Annotated in this window: 28 protein-coding genes and 1 pseudogene; 8 read left to right on the top strand and 21 right to left on the bottom strand. The window is 43.8% G+C overall.

Annotation, left to right across the window (positions count from 1 at the left end):
* Window positions 1-10: 10 nt before the first annotated feature.
* From KXD37_RS08445 to KXD37_RS08435, 3 genes are read right to left on the bottom strand one after another with little or no spacing between them, the layout of a single operon-like run.
* Window positions 11-1744 carry a ribonuclease YeeF family protein gene (locus tag KXD37_RS08445; RefSeq protein ID WP_263463480.1) on the bottom strand — a complete coding sequence of 578 codons (1734 nt, stop codon included), beginning with the start codon at window positions 1742-1744 and terminating at the stop codon, window positions 11-13.
* An 18-nt stretch (window positions 1745-1762) separates the two neighbouring features.
* Window positions 1763-2023, bottom strand: coding sequence for a YwqI/YxiC family protein (locus tag KXD37_RS08440; protein ID WP_044159631.1), 261 nt, complete (start codon window positions 2021-2023; stop codon window positions 1763-1765).
* A gap of 8 nt (window positions 2024-2031) precedes the next feature.
* Window positions 2032-2454 carry a DUF5082 family protein gene (locus tag KXD37_RS08435; protein WP_024123101.1) on the bottom strand — a complete coding sequence of 141 codons (423 nt, stop codon included), beginning with the start codon at window positions 2452-2454 and terminating at the stop codon, window positions 2032-2034.
* 329 nt (window positions 2455-2783) lie between these two features.
* On the opposite strand from KXD37_RS08435, the gene KXD37_RS08430 reads away from it, so the two are divergent.
* Complete coding sequence (locus KXD37_RS08430; protein WP_263463479.1) at window positions 2784-3041, top strand: hypothetical protein; 258 nt, start codon at window positions 2784-2786, stop codon at window positions 3039-3041.
* Here KXD37_RS08430 and KXD37_RS08425 read toward each other — a convergent pair.
* The 6 genes and pseudogenes from KXD37_RS08425 to KXD37_RS08400 all read right to left on the bottom strand — a co-directional run.
* Window positions 3038-3205, bottom strand: a pseudogene (locus KXD37_RS08425) (DUF1963 domain-containing protein); the annotation flags it as partial. The gene KXD37_RS08430 and the pseudogene KXD37_RS08425 overlap by 4 nt on opposite strands.
* Before the next feature lie 177 nt (window positions 3206-3382).
* Window positions 3383-4705: a UDP-glucose dehydrogenase family protein gene (locus KXD37_RS08420; protein ID WP_106019688.1), complete on the bottom strand. Its 1323-nt coding sequence runs from the start codon at window positions 4703-4705 to the stop codon at window positions 3383-3385.
* Between the two features lie 182 nt (window positions 4706-4887).
* On the bottom strand, window positions 4888-5652 hold the full coding sequence (locus tag KXD37_RS08415) for a tyrosine-protein phosphatase (protein WP_263463478.1): 765 nt from the start codon (window positions 5650-5652) through the stop codon (window positions 4888-4890).
* A 52-nt stretch (window positions 5653-5704) separates the two neighbouring features.
* Window positions 5705-6418: a CpsD/CapB family tyrosine-protein kinase gene (locus KXD37_RS08410; RefSeq protein WP_263463477.1), complete on the bottom strand. Its 714-nt coding sequence runs from the start codon at window positions 6416-6418 to the stop codon at window positions 5705-5707.
* Complete coding sequence (locus KXD37_RS08405; protein WP_024123106.1) at window positions 6408-7154, bottom strand: YveK family protein; 747 nt, start codon at window positions 7152-7154, stop codon at window positions 6408-6410. Before KXD37_RS08405 ends, KXD37_RS08410 begins: the two co-directional genes overlap by 11 nt.
* A 223-nt stretch (window positions 7155-7377) precedes the next feature.
* Window positions 7378-7521, bottom strand: a complete 144-nt coding sequence (locus KXD37_RS08400) for a hypothetical protein (RefSeq protein ID WP_010332161.1) — start codon at window positions 7519-7521, stop codon at window positions 7378-7380.
* 203 nt (window positions 7522-7724) lie between these two features.
* On the opposite strand from KXD37_RS08400, the gene KXD37_RS08395 reads away from it, so the two are divergent.
* Together KXD37_RS08395 and KXD37_RS08390 are read left to right on the top strand one after the other, a co-directional pair.
* Window positions 7725-9335, top strand: coding sequence for an SWIM zinc finger domain-containing protein (locus KXD37_RS08395; RefSeq protein ID WP_106019690.1), 1611 nt, complete (start codon window positions 7725-7727; stop codon window positions 9333-9335).
* The gene (locus KXD37_RS08390) at window positions 9322-12096 is read left to right on the top strand and encodes a DEAD/DEAH box helicase (protein ID WP_255002085.1); all 2775 of its coding nucleotides are present in this window, start codon (window positions 9322-9324) and stop codon (window positions 12094-12096) included. Before KXD37_RS08395 ends, KXD37_RS08390 begins: the two co-directional genes overlap by 14 nt.
* 122 nt (window positions 12097-12218) lie before the next feature.
* Here the strand turns inward: KXD37_RS08390 and KXD37_RS08385 are convergent, their stop codons facing one another.
* The 4 genes from KXD37_RS08385 to KXD37_RS08370 all read right to left on the bottom strand — a co-directional run bounded on the left by KXD37_RS08385 (window position 12219) and on the right by KXD37_RS08370 (window position 14887).
* Window positions 12219-13076, bottom strand: a complete 858-nt coding sequence (locus tag KXD37_RS08385; RefSeq protein ID WP_106019691.1) for a Cof-type HAD-IIB family hydrolase — start codon at window positions 13074-13076, stop codon at window positions 12219-12221.
* Window positions 13077-13081: 5 nt separating this feature from the next.
* The gene (locus tag KXD37_RS08380) at window positions 13082-13858 is read right to left on the bottom strand and encodes a DeoR/GlpR family DNA-binding transcription regulator (protein WP_106019942.1); all 777 of its coding nucleotides are present in this window, start codon (window positions 13856-13858) and stop codon (window positions 13082-13084) included.
* Between the two features lie 226 nt (window positions 13859-14084).
* Window positions 14085-14426 carry a single-stranded DNA-binding protein SsbB gene (gene ssbB / locus KXD37_RS08375; protein WP_106019692.1) on the bottom strand — a complete coding sequence of 114 codons (342 nt, stop codon included), beginning with the start codon at window positions 14424-14426 and terminating at the stop codon, window positions 14085-14087.
* Between the two features lie 77 nt (window positions 14427-14503).
* Window positions 14504-14887 carry a hypothetical protein gene (locus KXD37_RS08370; protein ID WP_024123112.1) on the bottom strand — a complete coding sequence of 128 codons (384 nt, stop codon included), beginning with the start codon at window positions 14885-14887 and terminating at the stop codon, window positions 14504-14506.
* Window positions 14888-15062: 175 nt separating this feature from the next.
* Here KXD37_RS08370 and KXD37_RS08365 point away from each other — a divergent pair, with 175 nt between their 5' ends.
* Both KXD37_RS08365 and blaOXA read left to right on the top strand, forming a co-directional pair.
* Entirely contained in the window at window positions 15063-15473 is a 411-nt protein-coding gene (locus KXD37_RS08365) for a YwpF-like family protein (RefSeq protein WP_059292379.1), read from the top strand.
* Between the two features lie 51 nt (window positions 15474-15524).
* Window positions 15525-16328 carry a class D beta-lactamase gene (gene blaOXA, locus KXD37_RS08360; protein WP_101859828.1) on the top strand — a complete coding sequence of 268 codons (804 nt, stop codon included), beginning with the start codon at window positions 15525-15527 and terminating at the stop codon, window positions 16326-16328.
* A gap of 32 nt (window positions 16329-16360) precedes the next feature.
* On the opposite strand, the gene mscL is transcribed toward blaOXA, so the two are convergent.
* Window positions 16361-16753, bottom strand: a complete 393-nt coding sequence (mscL, locus tag KXD37_RS08355; RefSeq protein WP_024123115.1) for a large conductance mechanosensitive channel protein MscL — start codon at window positions 16751-16753, stop codon at window positions 16361-16363.
* Window positions 16754-16824: 71 nt separating this feature from the next.
* The gene (gene fabZ, locus KXD37_RS08350; RefSeq protein WP_106019694.1) at window positions 16825-17250 is read right to left on the bottom strand and encodes a 3-hydroxyacyl-ACP dehydratase FabZ; all 426 of its coding nucleotides are present in this window, start codon (window positions 17248-17250) and stop codon (window positions 16825-16827) included.
* A gap of 193 nt (window positions 17251-17443) precedes the next feature.
* Between fabZ and KXD37_RS08345 the strand changes: the two genes are divergently transcribed.
* A complete protein-coding gene (locus tag KXD37_RS08345; RefSeq protein ID WP_024123117.1) occupies window positions 17444-18508 on the top strand; it encodes a tetratricopeptide repeat protein in 1065 nt (354 codons plus the stop codon).
* Between the two features lie 21 nt (window positions 18509-18529).
* Here the strand turns inward: KXD37_RS08345 and KXD37_RS08340 are convergent, their stop codons facing one another.
* The 5 genes from KXD37_RS08340 to KXD37_RS08320 all read right to left on the bottom strand — a co-directional run bounded on the left by KXD37_RS08340 (window position 18530) and on the right by KXD37_RS08320 (window position 21930).
* A complete protein-coding gene (locus tag KXD37_RS08340; RefSeq protein ID WP_106019695.1) occupies window positions 18530-19339 on the bottom strand; it encodes a flagellar hook-basal body protein in 810 nt (269 codons plus the stop codon).
* Window positions 19340-19371: 32 nt separating this feature from the next.
* Window positions 19372-20184, bottom strand: a complete 813-nt coding sequence (locus tag KXD37_RS08335; RefSeq protein ID WP_105990828.1) for a flagellar hook-basal body protein — start codon at window positions 20182-20184, stop codon at window positions 19372-19374.
* Window positions 20185-20343: 159 nt separating this feature from the next.
* Window positions 20344-21345: a cell shape-determining protein Mbl gene (gene mbl, locus KXD37_RS08330; RefSeq protein ID WP_014115458.1), complete on the bottom strand. Its 1002-nt coding sequence runs from the start codon at window positions 21343-21345 to the stop codon at window positions 20344-20346.
* Between the two features lie 178 nt (window positions 21346-21523).
* Window positions 21524-21805: a sporulation transcriptional regulator SpoIIID gene (spoIIID, locus tag KXD37_RS08325; protein WP_010332180.1), complete on the bottom strand. Its 282-nt coding sequence runs from the start codon at window positions 21803-21805 to the stop codon at window positions 21524-21526.
* 14 nt (window positions 21806-21819) lie between these two features.
* The gene (locus tag KXD37_RS08320; protein ID WP_082687840.1) at window positions 21820-21930 is read right to left on the bottom strand and encodes a protein usd; all 111 of its coding nucleotides are present in this window, start codon (window positions 21928-21930) and stop codon (window positions 21820-21822) included.
* 224 nt (window positions 21931-22154) lie between these two features.
* Between KXD37_RS08320 and KXD37_RS08315 the strand changes: the two genes are divergently transcribed.
* Both KXD37_RS08315 and KXD37_RS08310 read left to right on the top strand, forming a co-directional pair.
* Window positions 22155-22568: a MarR family winged helix-turn-helix transcriptional regulator gene (locus KXD37_RS08315; RefSeq protein WP_044159667.1), complete on the top strand. Its 414-nt coding sequence runs from the start codon at window positions 22155-22157 to the stop codon at window positions 22566-22568.
* 20 nt (window positions 22569-22588) lie between these two features.
* Window positions 22589-23785, top strand: coding sequence for an MFS transporter (locus KXD37_RS08310; protein WP_106019697.1), 1197 nt, complete (start codon window positions 22589-22591; stop codon window positions 23783-23785).
* Between the two features lie 90 nt (window positions 23786-23875).
* Here KXD37_RS08310 and KXD37_RS08305 read toward each other — a convergent pair whose 3' ends face one another.
* A complete protein-coding gene (locus KXD37_RS08305; RefSeq protein WP_254517914.1) occupies window positions 23876-25285 on the bottom strand; it encodes a nitrous oxide reductase family maturation protein NosD in 1410 nt (469 codons plus the stop codon).
* Window positions 25286-25298 lie beyond the last annotated feature (13 nt).

Genomic DNA, 25298 nt, shown 5'->3' with positions numbered 1-25298 from the left:
CACTCCTATACTAAAATACAGGATCCTCACCTAAAAATTTCAATCCCTTATTTATAGCTTTCTGAACGCTTTTGTCTTTAAGTACTTTTTGAATTTTGCTAGGTGCATCTTCGCCTGTTTTTTGGTCATAAAACTTTCTTGTTTCAACATCAAAGTACCATTTTTTATTATTTGGCTCATGATAGTGAATTTGACCTTCTCTTTGCCCTGGATTTGGGTTTTCAATGTCTATTCTTTCTGTCTTCCCATTTTGCCATGTTGTCTTACTTGCAATCTGAGTTCCATTTTGACCGAAAAGTTTCTTACTATTCCCGCCACCACTACTCGCCATCTTCACAATCCCAAGATCTTTAACAGATTTCGTTTCCACATCGACACGGACTGTCGGGATTCCGAACGTGAAGCCATCCGGAGTTACTGGGCGTTCTGCGTACACGCGGACATTTGTCGGGACTTTGAATTGTTTTACTTTTTCGAGTGTCTTGTTTGCTTTTTGGACTTTTGAATGGGTTGCAAGCGGGATGCCTTTATCAATATTTTTCGCCAATGCGCCTGCTCCAACTAAGCTTAGTGCAGCTTCCAGCGCCCCTTGCTTCCGCTTCTCCTCAGACACTTCGTTACCAAACATATCTCTTCCTGTGACAGCTTCAGAGAATCCGTTTGACGCAACAAGGCCGTATGCGCCCATTTCTGACATTTTTAGAATGTCTAAAGACTTGCCTGTTTTGTAGGCATCTAAAGCGTGTTCCGCCGCGATAGCTGCTTTTCCGGTTTTGTAGATCGCTTTTCCGCCTTTGAAGGCGCGGCCTGCCCAGCCAACGACTGGGATGAATCCGGCTGCGGCCATTGCTCCTGCTGTCACACGTTCTGCGGCGGAGAGTTTTTCTCCGGTAACCGGGTCAACGCCTTCCGTTGCTCTTTTATAATCATAATAGCCGGAGACTTCACCGGTAAAGGTGCAAATCCCGTCCCATGTTTTTTCGTACCACGGTTTGTTCGCTTCTTCCTCCGCTTTTTCCTGAAGCCGTCTTGCTTCGGCTTGCTGGGCTTTTGCGTCAATATAGGTTGTTCCCTGTTTTTCAACATCAATCACGCTTTTGTAGACTTCATTGCTGTGGAAGGCTTTTTTGTCATAGTACATAGGGGATGCGCTTTTCCCATTGCTGGTGGCCTGCATAAGAACAGAATATTTGCTGAGCACTGCGTTGTCCAGAGATTCTAAATTTTGATATTCAGTGGTCAGGGATTCATCAAGCTTATCGACTGCCGTGATCGTGTCACGCCTGATTTTTTGGGCATCTCCCATCTTATCTGCATAGTTGTCAAGCGTGTACATGTCGAGATCAATAATATCGCTGATGCCTGACAAAATAGAATCGATTTCTGCTTTATGAGCGGAGACAATTTCTGAGGCTTTTAAGTCTCCATTGGGGAGCTCATGATCCAAAAATGACGTCTCCACATATGAATCACTGAGTTCTTGATCTTTAATATCACCGGAAATGCCGTTTAAAAACGCAATTTGAGCAGAAACAAGCGTCAGCCAGCTGTCGGCGATTTCCGCCTGTCCCTGAAAGAAGTCCTTAATATTGTCCGCGCCTTTTCCTTTAAAATCGTCACCTAAATCAGCAACTTCCTGAAACGCCTTTTTTAGCGTGTTCAGCTGCTCTTCCAGCGTCTCATATTGCTTTTTTCTATTTTTCGCTTCATCGATTAAAGATTGTGATTCAAATACTTTACTCATCGCACTGCCCTTTCTCTTCTATTTTACTGCGATCGCCTCATCCTGCTCTTTCAGTGAATCAACATTATCCTTCGTATCCTCGATATTTTTCTGTACCGCTTTTTTGTAATCTCCGAGCATGGTTTTGATGTTCTCCTCACGCTCATGATATTTTTTCGTATAATCGAGTTTGTTTTTTCCATTGGACCCCGCGGCGCCGATTGATACGTCAGCAAGCGCATCTTTGACAGACTCTAATGTTTTAATTACGGTATCGTATTTCAATTTAATTTCTGACATAAAAAAGATCACCACAATTTAATAGATTTAATTTGATTAACAGCATCCTCCAAGAATTCTTCACCCTTAGCAAGAGTATCGCCAGCAAAATTCGCTAGCTTTAATTCTTTGTCATAGAGAAATTTCATAGATTCCAACTGAATAATCTCCATCTGAATTAAAGACATATAATGGTTATATTTATCATTCACAATCTTGGATGCTTCCGATTTTGCCTCTTCTCTTCCCTTGTCGAAATCATCAGCTTTTGTTCCCGTCCAATGCTTGCCTAATTCCGGTTTCACAATTTCTTTGATTTCAGTAATTGCCTCTTCTTGCAGTGTGTCTATATCCTTTTTTGCTTTTTTCAGCTTTTCAATCTTGTCTTCAACGTCTGAAATTTTTCCGTTAAGTGAACTTTTGATATTTGCTAATACACTTTCATAACCCATCTGTATCACCTCTTAATACTCAAAAAGTCGTATGGAGGGGCTGATGAAGATAGACTTTTCCATACTTTATTTCCATATATTATATTTTAAAATAGCCGGAAGGCGGCTTAAATAGGGTAAACGGCTTAATTTAGGCTTATAATGCTCTGGATAAGGAGGTCTAAAGTCTCTTTTTTGTTCGTTATAAGGTCAATGCGAGCGTTTTATATGGTTAGAAATTCTAAAGTCTTAGTCAAAAAGACACTTGAAAGAGGCAGATTTGATGATCTGCTCATTTTCTTATGTGGTAAAATCTTGTAAAGATTAAGAGGTGAAACGGAGGGATGACAATGAGTTTTTTCAGTCCGATGATGTTATTTTTCGTGGTTTTTCCTTTTCTGTCCTTCTTTGTATTTGGAATGGCAGGCACTTTATTGTTTAGAAAACACGGCCTTTGGTCAATGCCGCTTACAGTGCTCTGCTTATTGGTCATATTTATGTTCTGTATTGACTCAGCCGCGCCTGATTTTATTGTTTGGCTTATTTCATTTCCGCTTCTGACCCTATTGGCATCAGGAGTGACCCTTTGGATCAAAAGCTTGTATTAGCTGCAGTCCCAATTGTACAGAACGTTTGAAAAGTCTTTTCCCCTTAAATCATCAGGTGTGCTGAAAAGATTTGCGATGCCGACGTCTCCCTACAACAAATCAATATCATCATCTGAATCAATTTGTAAAAGCATGATGGGATGTTCTTTATACGCGTATTCCAACCGAATTAATCAAAGAATTCAACTGTCCCTATGCCCGCGTATTGCTCAAACTGAAAATCTGTAGGCAGCACCCTCTAGTTTCAAACAATAGGTAAACCTTAGCGAATATATCCATCGTATACAATAAAAGATGGATACAAAAAAAAGACCGGCATCCCGCCAGTCTTTCCTTTACATCTATGACATTGCCCCTGCCGGAACAACCGCTTTCCGGCCTACAGAGTAGTATTCCACTCCGGCGGCGGCAGCCTCTTCTAATGAATAGCAATTTCGCCCGTCAAAAATCAGCGGCTGCTCCATCAAATCATGATAATCTGCTAATGAAAATTGTTTAATCTCATCCCAGTCCGTTAAAATCATGACGGCGTCTGCCCCCTTAACAGCTTCCGCAATCGTTTTTTTGTATTCAACAGCCTGCGGCAAAATATGCTTCGCATGGCTGACGGCAATGGGATCGAAGGCTTTGATATGGGCGTCTAGTGCGGCGAGGCGGTTAGCAATGACAATCGACGGCGCGTCTCTCATATCGTCCGTGTTCGGTTTAAATGACAGCCCCAAAAGGGTGATCGTTTTTCCCGTCACTCCGCCAAGCCTGTTCAGCGCTTTATCAACCAGCATCGCCTGCTGATTGTTGTTGACCCTGATGACCGATTTCAGCAGCTCAAAATCATGCTCGACATTGCCCGCAATTTGCACAAGGGCGTTCGTATCCTTCGGGAAACAAGAACCGCCGTAGCCAATGCCCGCTTTTAAAAACTGGCTCCCGATCCGCTTATCCTGTCCCATGCCGTATGCGACAGATTCAATATCAGCGCCGACCTTTTCACATATATTCGAAATCTCATTTATAAAACTGATCTTAGTGGCCAGAAAGGCATTTGAAGCATATTTGATCATCTCGGCGCTTCTGATATCCGTTTGGTAAACCGGGATATCGAGCGGAAGAAAGAGCTCTTCCAGTTTTCTGGCGGTGTCCTGATCGGCTGTTCCGATCACAATCCTGTCTCCATGAAACGTGTCATGGATGGCTGACCCTTCACGTAAAAATTCTGGGTTGGATGCGATCGATATACTGACAGGCTCCGCAAGATGTTTGGTAATCAGCTCGTAAATCCAATCATTTGTTCCGACAGGCACTGTGCTTTTCGTTACGACGATCGCATCTCGCGTCACGTGCCGGGCAATACGCTTGGCCACATCAGTAATATGCTCCAGATTCGCATGTCCGTCGTTTTTTTGCGGTGTGCCGACCGCTATAAAAATAATCTCTGCCTGGTCTAAGCCTTTCTCGTAGCTCGTTTCAAAGCTCAGCCGCCCATCAGCTATATTTTTTCTCATCAGCTCTTCAAGACCCGGTTCAAATATAGGGGAAATCCCTTTTCTCATTTCTTCAATCTTGTGAGCGTTAATATCAATGCAAGTTACATGATGGCCAATCTCAGAAAGAGAAACACCTGTCACAAGACCGACATAGCCTGTTCCAATGACTGTTATATTCATTGTTTCCCTCCAACAGTTAAATTGCTGCTTTACAGCTTCCGTATTATCGTATGAGAATATCCTGACATGAATGCGGATGATCTCCCGGAAACAACCTGTACAGATTTCTGAAATATGATTCAATCATACAATATACTATTATATCGTTCTCACAAAGAAAGTGGGGAAATGAGAATTGCAGATCAAAAGAGCCCGAATCGTTTTCTTCTTTTGACCGGCTTCGGTGCCTGCCTGTAAATCGCATGATTTTGCAGAAGAAGCTCAGCATTTTCCGTCAGCATATAAGAATATTCCGTACCGAATTCTTTCTCAAGAACACGGAGAGCCTCCTGATAGCGAAAGTCTCTTGTTTTCAGATTATGAGCATCTGAGGCTAAGAAGTGTATCAGATTGGCTTCAGCCAGCCGCAGCGAAAATGCTTTCATCTGTTTCCCGAAAACTCCTGCGAGACTTCCGGTTGTCAACTGAGATGCCGCTCCTTTTTCTATAAGATGATACAGCAAGGACGGATTTTCGCGAATTTCGCTATTGCGTTCAGGATGCGCGATAACCGGAATGTATCCTTTCAGCTGCAAATCATAAAAAAGCTGCTCGGCATATCGCGGAACATGATCAAACGGAAACTCAATCAGGATATATTTCGTGTCATTCAGTGACAGCAGCCGCCCTTCAGCCAAATCCCGTTTCAAGTCCCCGTAGATTCTGATTTCCTGTCCCGGCAGTACGGTGAGCGGGATTTCCTCTTTCATTAAACGTTTGTTTAACAGGTCTGCCGCTTCTCTGACAGCGATTTGCTCGTTTTCATATGAACCATTCTTATGATGCGGGGTTGCAATGATGGTTCTGATTCCCTCACGAACAGCCGCCCTGGCCATTTCGATGCTGTCGTCCAGGTTACTTGCCCCATCATCTATTGACGGGAGGATGTGGCAGTGAATATCAATCATTTCTAAGCCTCCTTTTTTCACAAAAATAAATAACGGGCAGTATGCACGTTATTTATTTTTGTATGAAATTGTCTTCATGTCCGTAGTATCCGTAGTCAGAGTGCTTCGAGCGTTTCTTGCCGTTCATAATGGCTCCGAGGAGCTTGCTGTTGCACGAATCGAGCGCCTCTTTTGCTTTTGCGGCTTTTTCTTTTTCCGTCTTTCCGCTTGAAATAACCAAAACGGAACCGTCTGCGACGTTCCCTAAAATTTGCGCGTCTGCTACAGGGAGAATAGGCGGCGTATCGAAAATCACCATGTCATAGGCCGCACACGCTTCATCCGCAAGCTCCTCCATCCACTTGGAGGAAAGCAGCTCGGCCGGATTCGGCGGGATCGGGCCGCTCGTCAGCACATCAAGGTTTTGTTCCTGAGACATTTGCACGGCCTGTTTCAGTGAGGATTTTTTCAGTAAAACGGATGTTAAGCCTGTCATATTTTCTAGTTGAAAAGTGGTATGTACTGTAGGTTTTCGCAAATCTGCATCGATGAGCAAAACCTTTTTTCCCTGCTGTGCAAATACGACAGCAAGGTTAGCAGCTGTGGTAGACTTCCCTTCTCCAGGGCACGCAGAAGTAATCATCACAGATTTCATTTGGCGGTCCACTGAAGAAAATTCTATATTTGTTCGAATCGTTCGATATTGTTCTGAATTCAAGGATTTCGGCTCTGTCAGCGCAATGACATTTTTGCGACTCCATGAGCCCTTGCTTTTTCTAAGCACCAAAATGTCCACTCCCCGCTTTATCAGATTGAATGCCTTTTAAGCTCTTCGCTGTTTTCTGTTCATTCGCAATGGTGGAAACCGTCCCTAATACCGGTATGTCCAGCAGCGTTTCGAGCTGCTCTTCCGATTTGATCGTATTATCCAAATGCTCAAGCAGGAAGGCCAGTCCGATGCTTCCTGCCAATCCTGCCGCAAACGCGATGGCGATGTTCAGCAGCGGTTTTGGCGATACAGGCGACGGATGTCCAGAAACCTCAGCTTTTGACAGAATGCTTACGTTATCAACATTCATAATCGAAGTGATTTTGTCTTTAAAGACAGATGCGACAGTGTTGGCAATGTGAGCCGCTGTTTCCGCGCTCCCGTCTCTGACAGAAATATTGACCACTTGGGAATCCTGCTCGCTGGAAACAGTAATTTTTTCATTCAGCTCTTGGGATGTCATCGACAAGCCCATCTCTTTAATCACTTCGTCTAAGATAGCAGGGCTCTTAATGATGACATTGTACGTATTGATTAATTGAAGATTGGTTTGGACATCGTTAAATTGGACTTCTTTTTGGTCGTTTTTCGATTGATTGACCAAGATCTGAGTTGAATTTTCATAGATGGGTGTAAGTGCGAAGAAACTGATGAATCCGCCGGCAGCAGTCGCAGCTGCGGTTACAATCATAATCAAAAGTATGCGTTTTCTTAACGTTGATAGTATGTCTTTTAAACTAGTAGATTCTCCCATGATACCTCCAAATCAGCTTATAACATCCTTTTCCATACGATTATACAACGTTAAAACAGCATTTCTCCATCTTTTCACATGACAATATTCGACAAAAATTTACAATAACAGTTTTTCAGCTTCCATCTTGTAAGCGCTCTATTTATTGTCTTGCCAGAGCTGAATCTTTTTCTACTTCCGGTCATTATTCAGAAAAAAATCCCGCTAAAAACCTGCGGGATTTTTATGTTGCGTATCCATTTTTAATATGAGAAATCAAATTTTCAAGCATTTCCTTTGTGGTCATCTCAGATGACTGCTCACCAATATCATGTGCATGCATCAAAATTTTCAGAAATTCTTCTTGATTCAATTTCTTTTCACTCATCATTTTATTCCTTTCAGCTTCCATTAAGTTGAAAACACGATTATTATATGATGCCGGCTCTCGTTTTGCAATCTCTAATACATCATTCGACACATCCCATTTTTTATGTCCTATTTTAGGAAAAACTTTTTCATGCCGCTGTGTTGCGATATAATAGAGAAATTGGATCTTTTTATTACGTGACTCGGTTAGGAGCGATAATCATGCTTCAGAATATGATTTCTAAAGACGATGTGCTGGCGTCGGCTGAACAATTAAAAGAGCTTCTTCCTTACAGCGAGGAAAATGTTCAGCTGATCAAAAAAGCCCTTATTTTATATCGGCAGGATTCAGTCTATCGTTTACAAGCAGTGAGTCCGACGGAAGTTACGGCTTACGTGCAGGATGTTGTGCCTGTGCGGGTCACATTGAACTTATTTGTCATAGCCAAAAGCGGCTGTTCATGTCCGTCTGGGAGAATCTGCCGCCATAAGCTGGCTGTTTTTTTATATGTATATGCAATGTTTGAACGAGTGGGAACTTTTACAGAGCACTGGCTGGAGAGGGAAAAGCTTGAAGAAAGCAAAGAGCTCGTCCGGCGTCAATTCCAGGAGAAGGTGCTGCCTAATGAAGAGTCGCTTTCAAGCTGGCTTGCTTTTTTCGATTCAGAGTTTTCTCTTTGGCAGGTACGCACGGCTGAAGGCAGCCAAAACATGCAGGGCCTCTATTACGGCTATCTGTCCGCTTTGAAAAAGCATGCCCCGAACAAACCGGAGCTGAAAAGCCTGTATCAGATTCATTCAGCGATCGCGGTGTGGCTTCGCATGTTTACATTGATTGAAGAAGGAAAACTGGACCCCGAGCATGATTTTTATTCCCTCAATCCTTATGTCGAACAGCTGATGGACACGATCTACAGCTCAATTGATAAATTAAAAACGTACGCGCTGTCGTTTGCACTCGATCCTTTTCTGGAGAAAACGCCGGATGTCATTCGGGATCTCTTATTGAAGGAAGATATTTTTCAATATGAACGCATCCGCATTTTCGGTGAAATTTGGAGTGCGCTGCTGCCGCGGCCGAAATGGGTTGCTCGTGAGCAAGAGATCCTGCAAAAAGAAGCCGGGCGGCGATTTTCTCCTGAATTGCAATTCGGGCGTCTGCATTTAGAATTTTTGCAGAAACATGATGACGCGATTTTTGCGGAAACCGACCAATTTCCGCCGGAAGCGCTGCCGTATACGTTCCAATGGCTGAGTGAAATCACCGCAAAAAAGGATTGGAAACGGCTCAAAGCATGGTACCTCCGGATTGAATCGATTGCGATTGGTTATACGAAGCTGGATAAGCCGTTTAAAGAAATTCGTGACGTGATTGGCGAGCTGTTTCTTCTGCTGAACGCGTATGTGAAGCAAACCAATGACCAGGCGCTGTTTGAACGCTATGCGGCAGGCTGTCTGCCGTATACTTTCACAGAATACAGCCATCATTTATATGAGAAAAAGCGTTACGCCGAGTGGATCGAAATCCACAGCCTTGTTGGCTTTTCAATTTATGAGATGGATAAAACGATGCTCAAAGAAATCGCGGCGAGCGATCCCGAAGCCCTTATACCCGCATACCACAGAGAAGTGGCCTTTTTTATCGACCAGAAAAACCGCACCTCTTACAAGGAAGCAGCCCGGTATTTGAAAAAACTGCGGACGCTCTACAAAAAAGCGAAAAAACTGAAGGTATGGGAACGCTATATTCAGCAGCTGAGCTCACATTACAAGCGCCTGCGCGCCCTTCAAGAAGAACTGCAGAAAGGAAAGTTGATTGATGGCGAGTCTTAAAGAAATACTTATTCACGTCGAACAAATGGAAGACGGGTCATTCACGCTCTCAGCCTTTGATGAGAATGAGCAGCCCCTTCCCTACAGCCACATGAAAAAGCATTTGTTTCAATGGCACGAATCCTCATTTTACGGAACCTTCCTTGAGGATGTCAGCTTCATCGGGACAACCGCGGTTTTGCTTTCTCCATGGATGACTGTAGAGCTTCTCGGCAAGAACTCGTTCAACTCATTCAGCTCCGTGCAGCTCACAGAAGAAACGGAACCGCTGATTGAGGCAGCGTCCACCATTTACGAATTTATCGCGGACGGCGATTTCCTGCCTGACTACGAAGCATGGACAAACGGTGTTTTCCGCTGGAAGGATCGGGACAGCATACTGGATGGCTTTACTGCGGAATGGTTTTCAGCCGCGGTGCAGGATTATATTCAATATGACGACGAACTGCGTGAAAAATGGGAAAATATCAAAGAAAAATCACCTGCGGTCACAACATTTCGCGGACATTTTCTGGATGAAGAGGATTTTCTCGAAGGCATCGGCTGGGTTGACGATCAAACCCCGTTTACGGTCGGCCTCCGCTTGAATGAACCAGACTTTGACGGCGATGACTGGAAAATCGAAATGTTTTTACGCGATAAAAAGAGCGGTGCGGTTGTATTTTTTGACGGGCTGAAGAGCCTCAAAAAATCGTGGCAGGCCTACAGCGATAAAATCGCACGCGAGCAGGACCGCTTTCATCGAACGGTTCCGTGGCTGTCATTTGATTCCGGCACCACGCTGATTTCAGAGGAAGAAGCCTGGATTTTCCTGTCAGAGGCAAGTGAGACGCTTGTCGATATGGGCGTTGAAATCCTCCTGCCATCCTGGTGGCAGATTGTCAGAGACAGCAGCATGATGCTTAAAGCAAAGGTGTCTTCCGCCCCGCGCGGCGAGTCATTTGTCGGCATGAATGCGCTGCTTGATTTTAACTGGCGGTTTGCGACAAACGGCATTGAGCTGACAGAGGATGAATTTAACGAGCTTGTCGCGAGCAACAGGCGCCTCGTCAATATTCGCGGGCAATGGGTGAAAATAGATCCGCAGTTTATCAAACAGATGAAACGGCTGATGGAGAAAGCGGAATCAGAAGGGCTCCATATGTCTGATATTCTGGCACGTGAGCTGATGGATCAGCAGGAAGGCGGGCTTGAGGACTCAGACATCATGGATACATCCGCTTTTGCCGGTATTCAATTCGACTTGTCAAAACAGCTCAGATCACTGATTCGAAAGCTGACAACAGCGGAAAATCTGCCGGAGCATGAGGTCAGCCCCTCCTTTCAAGGCACGCTCCGCCCGTATCAGAAATACGGCATGAACTGGCTGCTGTTTCTGCGGCAAAGCGGTTTTGGCGCCTGTCTGGCTGATGACATGGGGCTTGGAAAAACCATTCAGATGATCGCATATTTTCTTCATGTGAAGGAAAGCGGACGGCAAAACACGCCCAATCTGATCATCGCGCCGACATCCGTCCTCGGCAACTGGCAGCGGGAGCTTCAAACCTTTGCGCCCAATCTGTCGGTCGCTCTCCATTACGGCCCGCGCCGTCCGAAAGGAGAAGACTTCACCGGCTATTATGATAACGCGGATGTTGTCTTAACCTCCTACGGGCTGTCGCATGCCGATTCTGAAGAGCTTTCTTCGGTGACATGGAACACAATTTGTCTTGACGAAGCACAAAATATTAAAAACGCGCACACGAAGCAATCACGTGCAATCAGAAAGCTGAAGGGCATTCACCATATCGCGCTGAGCGGAACTCCGATGGAAAACCGCTTGACTGAGCTATGGTCGATTTTCGACTTCATGAATAAAGGCTATCTCGGCAGTCTGACTGGTTTCCATAAACGCTATGTATTGCCGATCGAAAAGGACCGGGACGAAAAAAGAATCGGACAGCTTCAGCAATTAATCCGGCCGTTTTTGCTGCGGCGGACAAAACGGGATGAGGACGTCGCATTAAACCTTCCCGACAAGCTGGAGCAAAAAGAGTTTATTCCGCTGTCAGCCGAACAGGCGTCTCTCTATGAGCAGCTGGTGAAAGACACTTTTGAACATATGACGTCACTGACAGGCATGCAGCGAAAAGCACTGATCCTCAGCATGCTCGGACGGCTTAAACAAATATGCGATCATCCCGCGCTTTATTTGAAGGAAGACCAAACCGAGCTGCTGGCCGGACGTTCGGTCAAGCTTGAAAAATTGCTTGAGCTGATGACAGCGATCCGCGCCCAAAACGAAAGCTGTCTCATTTTTACGCAATATATTCAAATGGGGAACATGATGAAGCGATTGCTTGAAAAAACCTTCGGCGAACCTGTGCAGTTTTTGAACGGGAGTCTTTCTAAGCAAGAGCGCGATACACTCGTTGAGAAATTTCAAAAGAAAGAATACCCGACATTGATTCTATCGCTGAAAGCGGGCGGAACCGGACTCAATCTGACAGCCGCCAATCACGTCATTCATTATGACAGATGGTGGAATCCGGCTGTTGAAAACCAAGCCACTGACCGGGCATACCGCATCGGGCAGGAGCGGTTTGTCCACGTCCATAAAATGATTACAACGGGAACAATTGAAGAAAAAATTGATATGATGCTTGAAACGAAGCAAACGCTGAACGACCAAATTATCCAAAGCGAAAACTGGATTACCGAGCTGTCCACAGATGAGCTCGAAGAATTATTTACATTAAGCGCCTCAGCTCAGGCACAATAACCACAAAAAAGCTGGCTCCTTAAAAGAGCCAGCTTTTTTCCGTTCATCGCCGTCACGCCGAATTTCACAGAATCCGTTACGCCGGTTATGTACAGGATGCACTTTTTTTCAAAAGATAAACCTTACAGCAAGTGCCGAATCATATGGGCAACACCGTGTTCATCATTGGTCAGGGTTACAGCGTCGGCTATCGCTTTGATGTCCTCCCGCGCATTGCCCATCGCTACGCCTTTTCCGGCAGCCTCCAGCATGGATCTGTCATTTAAGCTGTCGCCCACGGCTGCTGTTTCCTTCATTGGGATGTTAAGCCGCTTTGCCAGCCTTTCCAGCGCCTGCCCCTTGGATGCCTTTTTGGAGGAAAGCTCAAAGTTATGATCAGCAGAGCTGACAAGTGTCAGATCTTTATCCTCCTGGTATCTCTGCCAGCCGGACTCCAGCTTTTCTTTGAAGAAAGAAAAGCCAAGAATGTTGTAAAAATCAATCTGCTTATCCTCCTCAAAAAGCTCTTGAAACGTGTCGATATAAGCGAAGCCCGATTGACTGTATTGCACCTCGGCTGCCTGCATCAGAACAGAAAGATCAGCCTCTGGATTCGCACTTTTGACCCGGTCAAGCTCAACATCAAGGAGCTGCCTGCCGTTTTGCGGCGTATAAATAGCTGAGTCTGTAAAAACCTCATAATAATAGTTTTCTGACTCAAGCCACGAGAGAATGTCATACGCCCGTTTTTTATCGATTGTTTCCGAATGATAAAGCCTGCCGTCAGGGTCGTGAATGACAGCGCCGTTCGCACTGATGACCCACGTTTTGATCCCGAGCGGTTCAAAAATGGACACGACATCAAAATAAGCGCGTCCCGTTGATACAACAACCTCAATCCCGTCCCGCTGCGCCTGCCGCAGAGCATTTTCATTTTCTGAGCTTACTTGATGCTTGCTGTTCAGCAAGGTTCCGTCTAAGTCGGTCGCAATCAATTTCACGTTTATCAGCCCTTTCTTTCATCCTGCTCTGTCACGAGAAGTTCGACGCCATTAAGGTCAAGCAAGTCGCAAAACGCCTGATCCGGCAGCCGGTCTGTGATCAAGAGATCAATTTCACTCAGCTCAGCGTACTGATAAAAACCGGTGCTTCCCAGCTTCGAATAATCCGCAAGGGCGATCACCTGCTTCGCCTGCTGAATCATTTTTCGCTTCACCAGCCCATCTTCTTCATGCGCGATCGTAATGCCGTGTTCAGAAATGCCGACAACACCGATCAGCGCTTTATCGACGTGATAGCTTGAAAGCTTTTCAATCACAGAGGCGCCGTACAAGAAACGATGCTCCTTTTCAAGCTTGCCTCCGAGAAGATAGATCTCAATACCATCTTTGTCTGAGAGCACTTCCGCGAGATTAATGGAGTTGGTGATAACCGTACAGTCGTCTGCATTTAAGTGCTTGGCGCACGCCTGAACGGTTGTAGACGCATCTAAAATAACCCGGTCGCCATTTTGGATCAGTGATGCGGCGAGTTTGCCAATCTTGTTTTTTTCCTCGGACACTGTTTTCAGCCGGCCGGAATACCCTTGGATTTTCTGGTGCACAGACGGCAGAATGGCGCCGCCTCTTGTGCGAATAATGGCATTCTGTTCCTCCAGCTTCACAAGATCCCGCCGTGCTGTATCTCTGGACACCTGAAGGAGCGTACAGATCTGCTCGGTTGTAATGCGGTTATGCTCCTTTAGATAATCCACAATCACTACTAATCTTTCTTCTTGGTACACGCCCTCATTCCTTTTCATATGACGTTATCTTTAAGTAATTATAAGTTTTTATATATTAACAATCAATATTATTAAGTGAAATTAAGTAAAAATGCATCACAAGAACCAATTTTTCCTATCTCAAACAGAAAGAAAAAACCAGTCTGGTCGACTGGTCAATACAGAGGGGATGATGCGAAGAAAAGTAATCGTGAATGGGATTTAAAGCGGGAGGAGCAGGTGGATGTCAATCGGCAGCTTTTTCCCGAGGTTTAGGGTCCATAAAACGAACAGTATCAGCCATCACTTCAGTTACGTACACTTTGACACCTTCCGCATTTTCATAGCTCCTTGTCTGAATCCGTCCGCTTAGGCCGACGAGAGAGCCTTTTTTGCAATATAACGCCGTGTTTTCGGCCGTTTTTCTCCAAAGCGTGCAATTGACGTAATCCGCTTCAATTTCTCCTGAAGCATTTTTGAAGCTGCGGTTAACTGCAATCGTAATGTGTGTGACTGCCGCGCCTGCAGAAGTGTACCGAAGCTCAGGGTCTTTTGTTAAACGTCCGACAAGCATGACCTGATTGAACATTGCGATTCCTCCTCTCCTTGCGGTTACACGTATTGTAGACGATGCAACGAGAAAAGAAAAACGCTCAAAACCGCATTTCAGCCTCTGTTTTTATCTTTCGTTTTCATTTTTCCCTCAGCTAAAAACAGCTTTTGTTTTTTCCCTCTAAAGAAATATGTATTTTTTAAAAACCGGAAAAACAATTTAGATGTCAGCCAATGCTGCGTATTCATACAGACATAAGAAGAGCCGTCCCATGCAAACCACTGAAAGCTGAGCTTCTTTTCCGGGAGCGACAGCTGGATTTTGTACTGTTCCATCCCATCATAAGTTTCGTATAAAAAAATCATCCTCTCTTTCCTATATAGATGAACCTCAAAAATATCTTTACGGCTTAACATATAAGCTTCGTTCGTTTGAATCAAACGCTGATCCGCCGGAGTGCCGTCAATATAAATTTCCTTTAAATGAAATCGATTCATACACACCTCTCCGTAATCCATAGTCAGTTACAGTATAATGAAAAAATAGAAATTATTAAATGTTGTACCAGGACAAAATATATTGTTCCCGGCATTACAGCGTTTTCACGGAAAAATGAATATGTGTTATAATTCATTTTAAGAATTCTTTGTAAGTAAATGGGGTGAGATAAAAATGAAAACCTTTAAACTGGTTGATCTGAACGTGGAACGAGTGGACAAGGAAGAAAAGTCAATTGAACAGTTTCCCCTTATTGACGGACTGATTATCAATAAAGAAGACGGTGAAAATCACTGGCTGATTGAAGCGCTTGTTCCGAAGGAGCACTTGTCTTTTTTTGACCAGCTTCAAAAAAAACAAGCTGAAGTCAAAGTGTTTGTGACGATTACGAAAAAAAGCAACCGCCCCGCCCAGCTGACTGCAGCTGTGAAGAATATTGCTGAACTGGAAGAAAGCATCTCGGTTTTAATTTACGGACAAATGGTGACAAGAAAACAGCAAGGCACTGAAACCATTCTGGAATCTCTTGTAAAAGAGGGCTATACAGGAGCGAAGCTGATCGAGGCGTTTAAGCAGAAGATATAAAAGAGAGTGGAAATCCCCCTCTCTTATTTTACATTTGCTGAGGTGACACGTATGAATAAGCGAAAAATTCAAGCGGTTGTTTTATCACTTATCGGCGCAGCTGTCCTTTTGACATCAAGTTTGCAAACACCTAGAGAAGCTGTTGCTGCCGGGAAGAGTCCTAATCTAAAGAAAATGAATGTCAATGAGTTTTTCACTGATCACGACGGAACTTTTATCTTACGTGATCTGAAAAATGAAAAAACATTCGTCTACGGCGATCAACGCGCGACACAAAGATTTGCGCCGCAATCGACTTTTAAAGTCCCAAACGCGCTCATTGGATTACAAACAGGCGCCGTTAAAGATGAATATGACATCAAATACTGGGACGGTGTAAAACGTGAGCTCGATGTATGGAATCAGGATCACACGCTAGGATCTGCCATGAGATACTCCGTTGTTTGGTATTATCAAGCGATGGCCCGAGACATCGGAGAAGAGCGAATGAAAGAATGGATTGATAAAATAGCGTACGGCAATCAAGATATCAGCGGCGGCATTGACCAATTTTGGCTGAGCAGCACGCTTAAGATTTCTCCTCTGGAACAAACGGACTTTATGGAAGCCTTATACAAAGAAAAACTGCCATTTGATAAAAGCGTAATGAAGACAGTGAAGCGGATGATGATTCAGGAAGATGAGGATCATTATACGCTTTATGGAAAAACCGGTTCAGGCTCAGGCATCGGCTGGTATGCAGGCTTTGTCAAAACCGAAAACGGAGTGTACAGTTTCGTGACGAACATTGACGGTACCGGCACAGAAGCGAAAAGCATGACAATGGACATTTTGAAGAAATATGTTCTGCCATAAAAAAGACCGCCGTCTCAGACGGCAGTCTTTTTTTATTCCGGTGACCTTGTTTGCTGCTTCAGCAGATCTCTGATTTCTTTCAGCAGCTCTTCTTGCGCATCCGCCGCTTCCGCCTCAGCCTCTTCTTCCGCTTCTTTCTTGCGCTTCAATTGATTCAAAGTCCGAATCACAATAAAAATAGAGAACGATATGATTAAGAAATTTACAATGGTTTGAATGAAGCTGCCGTATTTGACGACCGCATCACCGAATGTAAAGGACAGCCCCGAAAAATCAAGCCCTCCCAGAAGCAAGCCAACTAAAGGCATAATGATATCATTAACGAGCGATGTGACGATCTTACCGAACGCGCCCCCTATTACAACACCAATCGCAAGGTCAACAATGTTCCCGCGCATGGCAAAGGTCTTAAACTCTTTCCACATACAATCACCTGCTTTTTTTGTTTTGAAAGAAAAAAAGACAAATGTGCCGCTGCCCATCTGTCTCTTTTCACTTAATCGCCGAGGGCAAAAGTCAGTTCAACTTCGCAAACCACTTCGCCGTCAACTTTGGCAACGCCTTTTCCGCGCCCGATTGTGCCTCTCGCACGAGTGATTTCCACCTCAAGGTGAAGCTGGTCACCAGGTTTCACTTGTTTTTTAAACCGGCAATTGTCAATGCCTGCAAAAAACGCCAATCTGCCGCGGTTTTCTTCTTTAATCAGCATCGCAACAGCCCCGACTTGAGCAAGCGCTTCTACAATTAATACGCCGGGCATTACCGGATACTGCGGAAAATGTCCGTTAAAGAACTCTTCATTAGCAGTTACATTTTTATAGCCTTTTGCCCGTTTGCCCTCTTCAACTTCCGTAATCCGGTCTACGAGCAAAAACGGATAGCGGTGAGGAATAATTTCTTTAATTTGCTGAGTATCAAGCATTCTCTTGACATCTCCTTCATCTGCGTTAGTATGTATAGCAATCATTTATGATCTAATCTGTACATTTGAAAAGTATATTATGAATTAACCTCTTTTTCAACCGGCGCCCAAAGTGTAACCAACTGTCAATGAGAGCCGTCAAAAGTTGTGATATGATAATTATAGATTTTACCATTAGCAAAGAGGTAGGAAAATGATTTCGAAGTTGATTGAAAAAAGAATTCAAAAAATGTTAGACGAGTGGTATACCGCTATTGGCAAACGTAAAATGGATGACGCAGCAGCACTTAAAGAGAAAATCGACCAGCACCTTCCGAAACTTAAAAAGAACACAAAACTTTGGATGCGTTATCAATTGTTCTTCGCACGCCACCAGCTCCTTTTTGAAAACCAGGACGGGATGGATTCATTATTCCATGAGTTATATGAACAGGAAGACAAAATGGATGATGAATTGAAATATTATCTGCATTTTTTCTCAGGATTATATGAAATGGTCAAAACCGCTCCGAAGCATGCGGTGAATGGTTTTAAAAAAGCTGAGCAGTACCTGCACGCGATTCAAAACGCATTTGAAGCCGCTGACTTTTATTATCAAACCGCCGGCGCCTATTACTTGATGAAATCACCGCCGCTTTCCATCCAATATGTTGAAAAAGCATTAAATATCTACTTGCATCAATTCGGCTATGTCAAAAAGGTGATCAGCTGCAAACTGCTCCTCGCTGTAAACTATATTGATCAAGAGCGCTATGATGAGGCTGAACAGCTTTTCAAAGAAATCATCAGGAAAACCCAGCAGGTAAATGACGATAATCTGCTGTGCCACGCTTATTATAATTTGGGCTTTTTAAAAGCAACCGAAAAGAAGGACCATGAAGCTCTTCTCTACTTTAAAAAGGTATTGAAGAATCATGAATTTGAAACCAATTCTCCAGTATCCTATCTGCACTGTGTGTATGAATCCGTCAGAGCTCTTTTTAAAACAGAAAAGATCTCAGAAGGAAAAGCGGTTTTGCAAAAAGGGAAAGAATTATCTGAAAAGGTAAACATTCAAACAATTCAATTGAAACTAAAAACACTTGAAGCGCTCTATACGTCTGCTGAAGATCCTTATGATACCTTGCTTGAATATGTGCTTGAATTAGAAAAAATCGAAGCTTGGGTGGATTTAGAGGTGCTTTTGGAGGACATCACGGAATACTACAAAAAAAAGGACGATTTCGAAAAAGCCGCCTTTTTTATTATGCGCGGCTGATTGAAAACGCCCATCTTTCGATTATCTTACAGAATTAATCAAACCGAGCATCTGATCACCCATTGTGATCGTTCTGCTGTTCAGCTGATAAGAACGCTGAGACGCAATCAAATCTGTCATTTGCTTAGAAATATCCACATTTGACATCTCAAGTGCACCCTGCTGCATGCCGATGTTTTGTCTGTTTGCGCCATTCAGCTCTTCAAAGGCTGCTGCATTATCAATGGAGAAAAGATTATTTCCTTCGGATTTCAGCTCTTGAGGATTGTTCACTTGGACAACCCCGAGATTAAACCGCTGCACCGTATTCCCGTTAGATGCGGTTAAGGTCCCGTTTTCATTGATCGTGATTTTTTTCATTGAGCTGTCTATGTTTACTGCATTGCCGTTTTCATCAAGCACGGGATGACCGTTGCCTGTCACGAGCTGAAGCTGGTTGGCATTATCAGCGGAAGGCGATAAATAAAGCGCTCCGTCCCTCGTATATTGGCGATTGCCATTCACGTTAACCTGGAGGTATTGGTAAGGAGACGTAAAAGCGATATCCAGATCGCGCTCCGTCTTCTTAATGCTTCCTTGATCGGATACAAGCCGTGAATTCATCATCGCTCCGACACCAAGGCGCAAGCCGGGCGGCGTTTTTCGGGATTGTGCCACTTCTTCATTTTTTTCATCAACCTGATCGAATTGCTGTCTGACGAGCTCAGAGAAATTCGTATCCTTAGCCTTATAGCCGGATGTGTTGCTGTTGGAAAGGTTGCTGCTGATTGTGTCAATCTGCTGCTGCAGCTGGTTTAAGGTTGTTGATGCCGTTAGCATTGACCTGAGCATAGTTGATGTCCCCCGTTTTTTCTTCCGTTATCTTATATTTTTCCGATTTCATTGGCTGCTTTGTCCATACTTTTGTCATACGCTTGAATGACCTTCTGGTTTGCTTCAAACGATCTGTACGCTTCAGTCATTTCTGTATAGGCGCTCGTCACATCAACATTCGAAAGCTCGGAAACGCCTTGTTTTAATGAATAGGATACTTGGTTATTGCCAGCCGCACTCGGCAGGTCATTTCCGTCAGCCGTGCTGTACAAATCATTGCCATCTTTTTTTAGATTTCTGACGTCCTCTGCCATTCTGACATCAATCTGTCCGGCTGTTCGTCCGTTCGCAGTAACAGTACCGTTTTCAGACACAGTGAAATTTTCATTATCGACCGTAATCGGCTGTCCTGTCGTGGATAAAATGGTATTTCCGTTGATTGTCAGCTGATTGTTCTCATTTAAAGAAAACGTGCTGCTTTTGGAATAACGGACACCATTCGCCGTTTGAACCGGATAAAAAAGGGCCGCATTTTCATTTGTTTCTGCATTTACCGGAACTTGATGTTCAATCAATGTGATGTCTGTAGGCTGATCCGTCGACTTAAGGCTTCCCTGTGTGAAAAGAGGCTTAAGCTCCTGCATATATACACCGGTATTAACGGAACCGATTTCTGTTTTCGATGTGCCGGCCGGAGATTTTGCTTCAATTCTGCTGAGAAGCATCTCAGGGAACGCACGCATCGAGCCTTGTTCTGCTTTATATCCGGATGTATTTGCGTTTGCGATATTATTTGAAAGCATTTCCGTTCTGCGCTGCTGGGCAATCATTGCGGATGTTGCGGTATATAATCCTTTTAACAAGTTTTCCACCTCTAAAATGGCATTTTTTCCAGTTGTCATGTAGGAACATTCGTTCTATAATACAAATAAGTATTTTATCCTATTATCGGCATTTCTCATCAATTCGTGAAGAGTTTTCATAAAAAAACCCCATTCTTTTTCAGAATGAGGTTTGAGTGATCAGCTTAGTTTGCGTTTAGGAAGCTTGTCCATATTATCAAGCATAACACCTGTGCCGACCGCCACACAATCCATTGGATTTTCAGCGACAAGCACCGGAACCTTCAGCTCTTCAGCGAGCAGCTGGTCGAGGCCGTTTAAGAGCGCGCCTCCACCGGTAATGATAACGCCGCGGTCAATGATATCAGCGGACAGTTCAGGCGGTGTTCTTTCAAGCACTTGTTTCGCTGCCTGCACAATAACAGCTACAGATTCACGAAGGGCTTCTTCTACTTCTTTGCTGTTTACTGTAATTGTTCTTGGAAGACCGGAAACCATGTCCCGTCCGCGAATGGAAATTTCTTCTTGACGTGCGTCTGGGAAAACTGTTGCGACTTTAATCTTAATATCTTCCGCAGTACGTTCGCCGATCAGCAGCTTGTACTCGCGTTTGATGTAATTTAAGATTTCCATGTCAAACTTGTCCCCAGCCATTTTAATAGAAGAGGAGGTGACAATATCGCCCATTGAGATGACTGCGATATCCGTCGTCCCGCCTCCGATGTCTACAACCATGTTACCGCTCGGCTGGAATATTTCCATACCCGCGCCAATAGCGGCAACTTTCGGTTCTTCTTCAAGGTACACATGTTTACCGCCGCTTTTTTCAGCAGCTTCTTTGATTGCTTTTTGCTCAACTGATGTAATATTCGTCGGGCAGCAAATAAGCATGCGCGGTTTTGAGAACAGGCCTTTTACGTTCAGCTTGTTAATAAAATGTTTCAGCATTGCTTCTGTTACTTCAAAATCAGCAATAACTCCGTCTTTCAGCGGGCGAATCGCAACAATATTCCCAGGTGTACGTCCAACCATTCGTCTTGCCTCTTCGCCAACCGCCAGCACTTTGCCGCTGTTTTTATCAAGTGCAACTACGGAAGGTTCATTCAGAACAATTCCTTTACCTTTAACATGGATCAGTACATTTGCAGTACCGAGGTCAATACCAATATCCCTTGCAAACATCTATTTATATCCTCCTTGAAAATCTGTTTCACAGTAAATATCCACATTGTGCCCTAATTATATATATTATCATAAAATATAGAAAAAAAGTTGGAAGCACATTAAGTTCTTTACAAATTTTTGCGGATGATCTACAAACGATTTCCGGAAGACAATGCAGTTGATTTTTCCTAAGTGATTATGGCTGGCGAACGGGTTCTCCTTCAAGAATTTCATCCTTTTTATACTTGAGTTTTGTTGCTTCTCCTCCTCTTAAATGCCTGATGGATTTATGATAATCGAGTATTTCTTTCACTTCGTTTGCCAAGTCAGGATTGATTTCAGGCAGACGCTCTGTTAAATCCTTGTGTACTGTACTTTTGGAAACACCAAATTCCTTCGCAATGACACGAACGGTTTTCTTTGTCTCCACGATGTACTTTCCTATCTTGATTGTTCGCTCTTTGATGTAATCGTGCACACCACTCGACCTCCCTAAAATGGATGTGAGAAGTGTGAAATGAGATCCGTATTCTGTAAAGAGTCATTCATTATGCAGCTTCTTTGTTGTATGGTTTTAAAAGTAAGTTTGTGAAATATGCCCACGATCCCTCACCTCAAACACTCTCTTTGTTAGGTTTGTAACAGTGTATTAGCATTCTTGTGGGAATATGCTAAAAACTCAATAAGGACAAGGGGTGAAACGAACTTTTCAACTTCCGCTAATTATTTCGCGTCACTAAATTTATATCTTTACATCCTTTCATCGCTCCTGTAAAATGAAAAAAGCAATTAGTTACTTAGGTAAGTTTTTTTAGAAGGAGACCGAAATGACCTACGTCAACAGACACCTCATTCATCAAATCAACCAAAGCGCCCGCCTGATTGCCAAAAAAGCCAATGAACAGCTGGAGCCATTCGGTCTTTACTCATCTCAATGGTCAATTTTATATTGTTTGCGTACGATCGGACCAATGACTCAAAAGGAGATTTGGTCCTATTTAAATGTGGAAGCGCCAACGGTGACCCGGACGATCAAACGCCTTGAAGAAAACGGCTGGGTACAGAGACGGCAAGGTGAAGACAAACGGGAAAAACTCGTTGTCCTCACAAAAGAAGCAGAGAAAAAATATGAAGAAATCAATGTGAAAATGCTTAAATTTGAGGAAGAACTGCTTGCAGATTTCCGTGATGAAGATAAAGAAGCGTTTTCTCATTTATTTCGTTTGTTTTTACAACAATGAAATAAGGAAGTGACATACATTTGAAAAAGTCTGAACCGATTTGGACCAAAGATTTTATTATGGTCGTTCTCGTGAACTTGTTTGTTTTTGTGTTCTTTTATACATTTTTGACTGTTCTGCCTATCTATATGATGCAGGAGCTGGGAGGTACTGAATCTCAGGGAGGGCTGTTGATCAGTCTGTTCCTGTTATCCGCCATTTTCACACGTCCTTTTTCAGGAGCTATTATAGAACGGTTTGGGAAAAAGAGAATGGCGATTGTATCGATGGCAATTTTTGCCCTTTCGTCTTTTCTTTACCTGCCAATTCATAACTTCTATCTGCTGCTTGGATTGCGGTTCTTCCAAGGAATCTGGTTCAGTATTTTAACCACTGTAACCGGCGCGATCGCAGCTGATATCATTCCAGTTAAACGCCGCGGCGAAGGGCTTGGATACTTTGCCATGTCTATGAACCTCGCAATGGCTATCGGTCCGTTTCTCGGATTGAGCCTGGTGAAAATTGTGCCTTTCTCTGTCTTCTTTACAATTTTTGCGTTGTTTATGATTGTCGGGCTGTTTGTTACATTACTCATTAAAGTGCCAAACAGCCTCAGCAGCGGAACGACTGTATTCCGCTTCTCTCTGTCGGATATGTTTGAAAAAGGCGCGCTTAAGATTGCGATTGTAGGGTTGTTTATATCATTCTGTTATTCAACAGTTACGGCATTTTTGTCCGTTTTTGCTAAGTCTATTGATCTATTAAATGTCAGCGGCTACTTCTTTGTATGCTTTGCCGTTACGATGATGGTCGCGCGTCCGTTTACAGGCAAACTGTTCGACAAAGTCGGACCGGGGATTGTGATTTACCCTTCAATCCTGATTTTCTCTGTCGGACTTTGCATGCTTGCCTTTACGCATAGCAGCTGGATGCTGCTATTATCCGGAGCGGTGATCGGACTCGGATACGGCTCAATCGTGCCGTGCATGCAAACGCTGGCGATACAAAATTCACCGGCACACCGTTCAGGATTTGCGACAGCGACGTTCTTTACGTTCTTTGACAGCGGAATTGCCGCTGGATCGTATGTGTTCGGATTATTCGTTGCTTCCGCTGGCTTCTCATCTATTTACTTAACAGCGGGTCTATTTGTTCTGATTTCTCTTCTCCTCTATGCATGGAGCCAGAAAAAAACGGCTGTCGCCGAACCTGAAGGAAAAGTGTCGATTGCAGAATAGCTTGTCAGACTGCCGGAGTTTGCCGGCAGTCTTTTTTTGCATAAAAAAACGGCATTCTGCTCCGTTGAACGGAATAGAATGCCGCTTCTTTCATGATTCAATAATCGGACGCGCAGGTGAATCCGGATCTAATGTAAAATCAAAAGACTCTTCGTCACGATACATCGGATCTGCATAAATAGAACCGACATCATTTTTCGTTGCTTTTTGATAAGATGAAAACGAGTCGTATTCAGTCTGTTTCCACATCCATAAGCCGTCCTTACCTGCTTCCTTATGGTAAACGTTATGATTGACTGTATTTCCTTCATTGGTTTTAAATTCGTTGGCAATAAACAGCCTTGAATCACTTGCCGTCATGATGTTCTTTTCTATTACGTTGTTTTTTGTATCGTGCTGCAGCAATAGCTGTCCGCCATACAGCTCTTTTGTATCGTTGCGGAAAATAATGTTGTGCGCAATCACAGAACCGGTGGTGCCGCCACGCTCTTTGTCATATCCGCCGATTGAAATACCCGTGTACGCATTCTGGTACACTTTGTTGTCGGTAATCTTTATATCCTCAGCATATTTTCCTTTGTGCTCAGAGGTTGCTTCAATACCGATATCGTTTCTGTAAACCGTGTTTTTCCTTATGTCAATATTGCGTCCTCCGTCGACATATATTCCGCCCGCTGAGTACTCATCTCCATAAGCGGGATTTCCGAAAGTTGAATGATGATAGACAGTATTGTTTTCTACGACGCCGTTTCGAACATAATCGTTTTGATCTGCCGTTCCTTCATATCCGATAAGATCGATGCCAATATTGTTATTATCACGGACCAGATTGCCTGCAATCGTAAAGCCGTCAATGTTTCCGTTCAGTACAACCGCTTCACTCGCTCCGAGTGTCAGCTTTTCAATGGTATTATCCGTAATCTTAATGTCTTTCATGCTTCCCGTCCCATAAACCGCAATTCCGTGGGCATTGCCCTCGTCCGCCGTTGTTTTTATATTCCGAACATGATTATCCTTAATCGTGATATGGCTGCTGGATCCAGTCACATAAATTCCCATGGCGGTTGCTTCTTCAGATGAAACAGAGAGATTCTCAATCGTTAAACCGCTGATTGTGATGTAATGTTTATTGTCTATGCGGATTAACGGCGTTTCATATTCTGCGCTCGTCATCGATTTCCCGGTAATGACTGCTTTCTCGTCCTGATAGCTTCGAAACGTGATAGGCTTTCCATCCGCGCCGCTATGCTTCACATCAAGCGGTTCATCATACGTGCCTTCCCGGATGATTACGGTTGTTCCGGCAACAGCTTCCTTAGCGGCATGCGCAAGTGTACGAAATGGCTTTGTTTTCGTCCCTTCATTTTGATCATTGCCGTCAGGAGAAACATATAAGCAGTTCACTGAGTCTTGTTCATTTGCTGCCGTCTTATCATAGGTTAAAGCGATAATAACAGCAGTTAAAACGGCTGCCGCAGAAATAAAAAATGATATTTTCATATTGGATTCTCAT

It is taken from the genome of Bacillus sp. XT-2, assembly GCF_025696525.1.
In the GTDB taxonomy this organism is placed as follows: Bacteria; Bacillota; Bacilli; order Bacillales; family Bacillaceae; genus Bacillus; species Bacillus halotolerans.
Note: the sequence above shows the minus strand (reverse complement) of the source record. Positions and strands in the feature narration are given on the sequence as shown.